Here is a 5530-nt window from a genome sequence, read left to right as displayed (position 1 = left end):
TGCCGCCGCCCACCAGCAGGACATCGACTTTCTTCGTATCGGCGGCGTGCGCCGACGATGTCGCGACGCACAGCGCGAGCGCCGACAGTATTACCCGTAACGTTTTGATCACAGCAGATCCCTTTTTCAACTTGGATGCATCGGTTTGCCATGCCGCCCGGCGCGCGGTTCCGTGGCGCCGGAACGCGGGTCCGGAGATTCGGACCGCGAATCCGGAATTCCGGATCGGCGCGGCGCGCCGTTGCATTTGCGCACGCGAAGCGATTCGGAAGGACACCTTCGGATCGGCTTCCCGCGGGCAGGCAAGCGCCTGCGTCGCGAGGGTGCGCCACGCGCCCGGGCCCGGGCGGCAAGCCTGAGCGGACGGCGCTTCAGGCTGCGTTGAAAGGGGCCGCGTGCGACGCGTTTTGCGGGGGCGGGGTGGCAAGGGGCGCGTAATATAACCGAACTCGGACAACGTGTCGCAGGCGGCGAATATCCCTGTTTTCGTGGGGTTTTTTGCGTGTCCGGGTTTCCGGAATGACGGTGCGCGACGCGGGAAAATCGATGGGGATCGGCGGGTCGAATGCGTGCGATGGAGGGGCCATGCACCAGACCGGAACATCATCGGATCGCGGCGTTGCACCGCGACCCGTTCACGCGCATCACTTCACTTCGTTCCGCCGTTCCGGCAGAACTGCTCGTAAGCCTGCGCCGAATTCGCGACCCCCCGCGCCTTCGCAAGTTCCCACGGACGCTCGCACTGCTGCGTCCGCTCGCACCACGCGTAGCCGGCCGAGCCGATGCAGCCGTGCGCGTCGCGATCGCCGCCGACCAGCGGCGGGGCCACTGGCGCGGCATTATCGGCCGGTGCCGAAGCAGCAGCCGGCGCGGACGATTGCGCCGCACAGGCGCTCAATGCGAATGCGCAGGCGATCGCGGCGGCAAACGACGCGGTGGGAAAGTAACGTTTCATCGGGTAGCGCTCCATGGGATGACGATCGACGACGGATGCCCGTGTGTGGGCGCCTGAAAGGCATGAACGGTCACGCGTCCGGCACCGGCACGCGTGACGAGAACTTCACTTCGCGCAACGCGAGACTCGACTGAATCGACGATACGCCGACCTGCTTCCTCTGCACGCGCTCGAGGCACCCGGCGAAGGTGCTGGCCGCGATGCCGGTCACAGTCTATCGCGGCGCGATCGGCGAAACGCGCATCACGCCGCGGGGCGACCTGAAGCACGGCGCGATCTCGGTGTTCACCTGCAAGAGCGGCAGGAAGGTGCTGCTCGACATCGTCTGGATGTAACGTCGCAGCGGGGCGCGTCCCGCGCCGCGCAGCCTTACGAAACTCGCACGCGCGTATCGTCCGCGCGGCGTGCCGCGTCGTGCACGATGTGCAGCTCCCGTGTGCGGATCGGCAGCGCGCAATCCGCGTCGGCGAGCGTCTTGCGCACCTGGCGCGCGAGGCGCCAGCGCATCGTCCAGAACTTGTCGGTATGCGTCCACACGCGCATGTTCGCGACGGCCGTGCTGTCGTCGAAGCGCATCACCATCACGTCCGGCGCGGGGTCCTGCAGCACGTCGGGATCGGCCACGGCCAGCGCATGCAGCGCAGCGAGCGCGCGATCGATATCGTCGTGCACGGACACTTCCACTTCGAGATCGAGGCGGCGCGTCGGGTTGCGCGTGTAGTTGCGGATCGAGCTGCCCCACAGCGCGCTGTTCGGCACGTACTCGCAGATGCCATCCGGCTTCGTGAGGCGCGTCATGAAGAGCCCGACCTCTTCGACGGTGCCCGCGACGCCTGAGCCGCCGTCGATGTAGTCGCCGACCTTGAACGGCCGCAGCAGCAGAAGCATGATGCCGGCCGCGATGTTCTGCATCGTGCCCTGCAGCGCGAGCCCGATGGCCAGCCCGGCCGCGCCGAGCACTGCGACGATGCTCGCGGTTTCGATGCCGAGCTGCGACAGCGCGCCGACGATCGCGACGATGCGGATGCCCCATACCGCGACGTCGCAGAGGATCGGCCGCAGCGTGTCGTCGACGCGCTCCTTGTTCGAGAGCAGCCGGTTCAGCCAGTTGCCGACGCGTTTCGACAGCCACCAGCCGGCGACGAGCAGCGCCAGGGCGGCGGACAGCTTGAGGGAGAGGGTGGACAACGCGTTCCACAGGAACGTCCAGCGTTCCGGATGAAGTTGATCGAGAAACATGACGGGATTCCGGTGTTGAAGACACAGTGCGCGGCGCGTGTCGCGCGCCGGCAGCCCTCGACTGTACACGGCGCGGCGGGTTTCGCGCGAATGCATGGCGTCCCGGCGGCATTGTTTTAGTACGAGTATTAAGCGGCATTCTTAACAAATAAGACGAGTCCTATTTAGCCGTTTCGACCACGCCGATACACTCGCTGTCGAGTAGCCGGATCGCGACGATCGTTCCTCAGCGATGTCCGGTTCTTTCCCGATTTTTCATTGAATAGCGAGTGACGACGTCATGCGGTCAGACCTGCGTTTCCGTGTCGCACGCGAGCAAGGTCGACCCGCGTCACGCGGCGTTCACCGTTTTCCGATGGGTCGTGCGTTCCTGCGCGGCATCGTCGCGGCGGCGTGCGTGGCCGGCGCACAGGGCGCGGCAGCGCAGGCGTTTCACGACGCCGCGCCGGCCGCGCCCGCGACGGCGGAAACCACCGATCTTGGCGACGTGCCTTTCTTCAATTCCGCGCGCACGACGTGGGGCGGCCTGCGTGCATCGTCCGCCGCGCCGCTCGACGTCGCTTATGCATCGCATGCGTGGAACGTGTCGGCAGGCACCGGGCGCGACGATCCGGTGGTGCGCTTCGGCGCCTGCGTTGCATATCGCGTGCTGTGCGATACCGCGCGCGGTGCGGTCGAACGCGGCTATGCGGCGCGGTTCGATTACGGGCTGGCGTCGGCGCTGCCCGCGACGGGTGCGCAGCCGGCGTTCGCGCACGGTCCGGTCGATCTGGCCTCCGCCGAGCCGTTCACGCTCGCGCAGCCGGATCGCGGCACGCGCGCCGGCGCGATCGTCGGCAGCCTGCACGCGTCGCTGGCGCGCGCCGATCTGCCGGCCGGCGTCGCCGCGCAGATCGCCCACATGCTGGCCGGGCGCATCGATCCGACGCAGCGCGGCGCGCAGGGCGACACCTTCCGCGTGGCATTCGAGCCGGACCATGGCGCAACGCGGCCGGGCCGCGTACGCGTGACGGCGCTCGATGTCCGCTTTCGCGGGCAGCGCGTCGCGGCCGTGTGGTTCGCCGCGCAGGCCGGCTCGCCGGGCGCCTATTACGAGTTTGACGGCATGCCGCTCGCCGGCGCACGCTTCGCGATGCCGGTCGCCGCGACGCGCATCAGCTCGCTGTTCGGCGCGCGCGTGCATCCGGTGAGCGGTGCGCGTCACGTGCATTCGGGCGTCGATCTCGCGGCGCCGGCGGGCCGCGCCGTTCATGCGTCGGAGCGCGGCGTCGTGACGTTCATCGGCACCGAGCCGCGCGGCTATGGCAAGTACGTGGTGATTCGTCATGACGGCGGTTACGCGTCGTACTACGCGCACCTGTCGGCGTTCGAGCCGACGTTGCGAACCGGCGCGCGCGTGACGCGCGGTCAACGCGTCGGCGCGGTCGGCAGCACGGGAACGGCGACCGGCCCGCATCTGCACTTCGAGGTGCGCCGGCATGCGCGCCTCGTCGATCCGATCGAGCTCGTGCACGCAGCCAGAGCGGCGAAACTGAAGGGTGCGCAACGCGTGGCGTTCAACCGCGTGGCGCGTGATGCGCGCATTCAGCTAGCATCGGCCACTTGGGCGCAACCCGTGGCGATGTCGACGCGCTCCGCATCCCATGCGGGCTGACCGCTAGCAGTTGCCCGCTCCTCGATGCTGGCCGCAATGGCCGGCATCGTTGCATGGGCCAACCGACACCCGCCGTCTCGGCATGCGCGCAACGACGCTGCGCGCGCGGCCGGACTGGTCCTACACCCCGTTGACGATTTCAGCCTGGTCTGATGGTTCCGCTTTTGCCCCGTCGCTAAGATTTTCGGATGCAACGCGCGTGGCGATTCCCACAGCGGGTCATCGCGACCGCGTTCGTACCTCAATCCACTCGATCGTGCGCACCCGGCGGCGCTCGTGAGCGCGGCCGCGCGCTTCATGCATAGACGACCGCGCTGGGCAAAACATGGCGCGGCACGCACGACGACACAACGGGATGAAAACCATCTATGTCAAAACTGGATTTCAGGTCGACACGCACGTGGGGGGCGCTGGCGGCGCACTGACGTCGACCCTTGCGTGGACGGCCGGCTGGATTGGTTCGCGCACGACCAGCGTATCGCTGGTATCGGAAACCCCGCAGCCGTTTCCGCCCGGCTTTCGCCGCGCGCACGGCAAGGGCGTCTGCTTCGTCGGCACGTTCCGTCCCGACCGCGCGGCGGTGCCGTTGTCGACCGCGCGTGTCTTCACGCAGGCGGACATCCCGGTCGTCGGACGACTCTCGATCGGCACCGGCAGCCCGTACGCGGCCGACAACTCCACGACGACGCTGAGCATGGCTCTGCTGCTGACGACCGATGACAAGCAGCAATGGCGCATGGCGATGAACAACCAGCCGTACTTCGCGACACACGAACCGGAGGGCTTTCTGGCCATGCAGCAGGCGACCGCGCCTGACCCGGCCACGGGCCAGCCAGACCCGGCGCGGGTGTCCGCGTTCCTGAAAGCGTACCCGGAGGCGGAGAAGTTCATGAAATGGGCGGCGCAGGAACCGGCTCCGGGCAGTTTCGCGGGCGCGACGTTCTACAGCGTCAATGCCTTCTATCTCGTGGCCGCCGACGGACACCGGCAGCCGGTGCGCTGGATGATGCGCCCGCATGACCCGTTCATGCCGATGAGCGATGCGCAGCGGCAGAAGGCCGACCACGACTTCCTGTTCGAAGGCGTGCGCGAGCGGCTCGCGCGCAAGCCGCTCCATTGGGACTACGTGTTGCAACTCGCGCAGCCGGGCGATCCGGTCGACGACGCGTCGCAGCCGTGGCCGGCCGATCGCAAGCAACTCGTCGCCGGCACGCTGGAAATGACGCGTGTCGTCGAACAGGCCGAGGGCGCGTGTCGCGACATCAACTTCGATCCGTCGATCGTGCCCGCGGGCGTCGCGGTGTCGAACGATCCGATCCTGAACGCGCGCTCGGGAGCGTACGCGCATTCGTTCAATCGCCGCGAACGCGAAATCGGCTACGGCAAGGCGACCGAGGCAGTCGGCAAGCAGGGGGTCAAATGAATACGCACAAGCTGGCGAGCGGTGGCGCGCCGCACCATTTCAACGCGCTGGCGCGCGGTCTGCACTGGCTGATGGCCGCGATGATCCTGGCCATGCTGTTCATCGGCGCCGGCATGATGACGTCGTTGCATCACCGGATCTGGCTGATCGACCTGCATCGGCCGCTGGGTATCGCGATCCTTGTGCTGGCGCTGCTGCGCGTCGCGAATCGGGTGCGCAGCCGGCCGCCGGCACTGCCGGCTAGTCTGCCGTATTGGCA

Annotated in this window: 7 protein-coding genes and 1 pseudogene; 4 read left to right on the top strand and 4 right to left on the bottom strand. The window is 67.8% G+C overall.

Features of this window, described 5'->3' with window-relative positions:
• The 3 genes and pseudogenes from JMF90_RS40185 to JMF90_RS40720 all read right to left on the bottom strand — a co-directional run.
• Positions 1-277, bottom strand: a 277-nt coding sequence (locus tag JMF90_RS40185) for a hypothetical protein (RefSeq protein WP_236598019.1), incomplete at its 3' end; no start/stop codon positions are given.
• A 372-nt stretch (positions 278-649) separates the two neighbouring features.
• Complete coding sequence (locus JMF90_RS22030; RefSeq protein WP_041489500.1) at positions 650-955, bottom strand: hypothetical protein; 306 nt, start codon at positions 953-955, stop codon at positions 650-652.
• A 70-nt stretch (positions 956-1025) separates the two neighbouring features.
• Positions 1026-1130 (bottom strand): annotated as a pseudogene (locus JMF90_RS40720) (Lrp/AsnC family transcriptional regulator); the annotation flags it as partial.
• A 25-nt stretch (positions 1131-1155) separates the two neighbouring features.
• Here JMF90_RS40720 and JMF90_RS22020 point away from each other — a divergent pair.
• The gene (locus JMF90_RS22020; protein ID WP_372237116.1) at positions 1156-1290 is read left to right on the top strand and encodes a hypothetical protein; all 135 of its coding nucleotides are present in this window, start codon (positions 1156-1158) and stop codon (positions 1288-1290) included.
• Between the two features lie 34 nt (positions 1291-1324).
• Here the strand turns inward: JMF90_RS22020 and JMF90_RS22015 are convergent, their stop codons facing one another.
• Positions 1325-2194 (bottom strand): mechanosensitive ion channel family protein, encoded by an 870-nt coding sequence (locus tag JMF90_RS22015; RefSeq protein WP_041489436.1) that lies wholly within the window; start codon positions 2192-2194, stop codon positions 1325-1327.
• Positions 2195-2474: 280 nt separating this feature from the next.
• On the opposite strand from JMF90_RS22015, the gene JMF90_RS22010 reads away from it, so the two are divergent.
• The 3 genes from JMF90_RS22010 to JMF90_RS22000 all read left to right on the top strand — a co-directional run.
• Positions 2475-3848, top strand: a complete 1374-nt coding sequence (locus JMF90_RS22010) for a M23 family metallopeptidase (protein ID WP_011548600.1) — start codon at positions 2475-2477, stop codon at positions 3846-3848.
• A 355-nt stretch (positions 3849-4203) separates the two neighbouring features.
• Positions 4204-5271 carry a catalase family peroxidase gene (locus JMF90_RS22005; RefSeq protein ID WP_050809577.1) on the top strand — a complete coding sequence of 356 codons (1068 nt, stop codon included), beginning with the start codon at positions 4204-4206 and terminating at the stop codon, positions 5269-5271.
• Positions 5268-5530 (top strand): cytochrome b (locus JMF90_RS22000; RefSeq protein ID WP_201325426.1); only part of this gene is annotated, 263 nt, incomplete at its 3' end. The genes JMF90_RS22005 and JMF90_RS22000, both read left to right, overlap by 4 nt.

Origin of the sequence: Burkholderia sp. E168m23 (genome assembly GCF_016586125.1) — a bacterium.
Taxonomy (GTDB): domain Bacteria; phylum Pseudomonadota; class Gammaproteobacteria; order Burkholderiales; family Burkholderiaceae; genus Burkholderia; species Burkholderia orbicola.
This window is presented reverse-complemented; position numbering and strand designations above follow the sequence as displayed.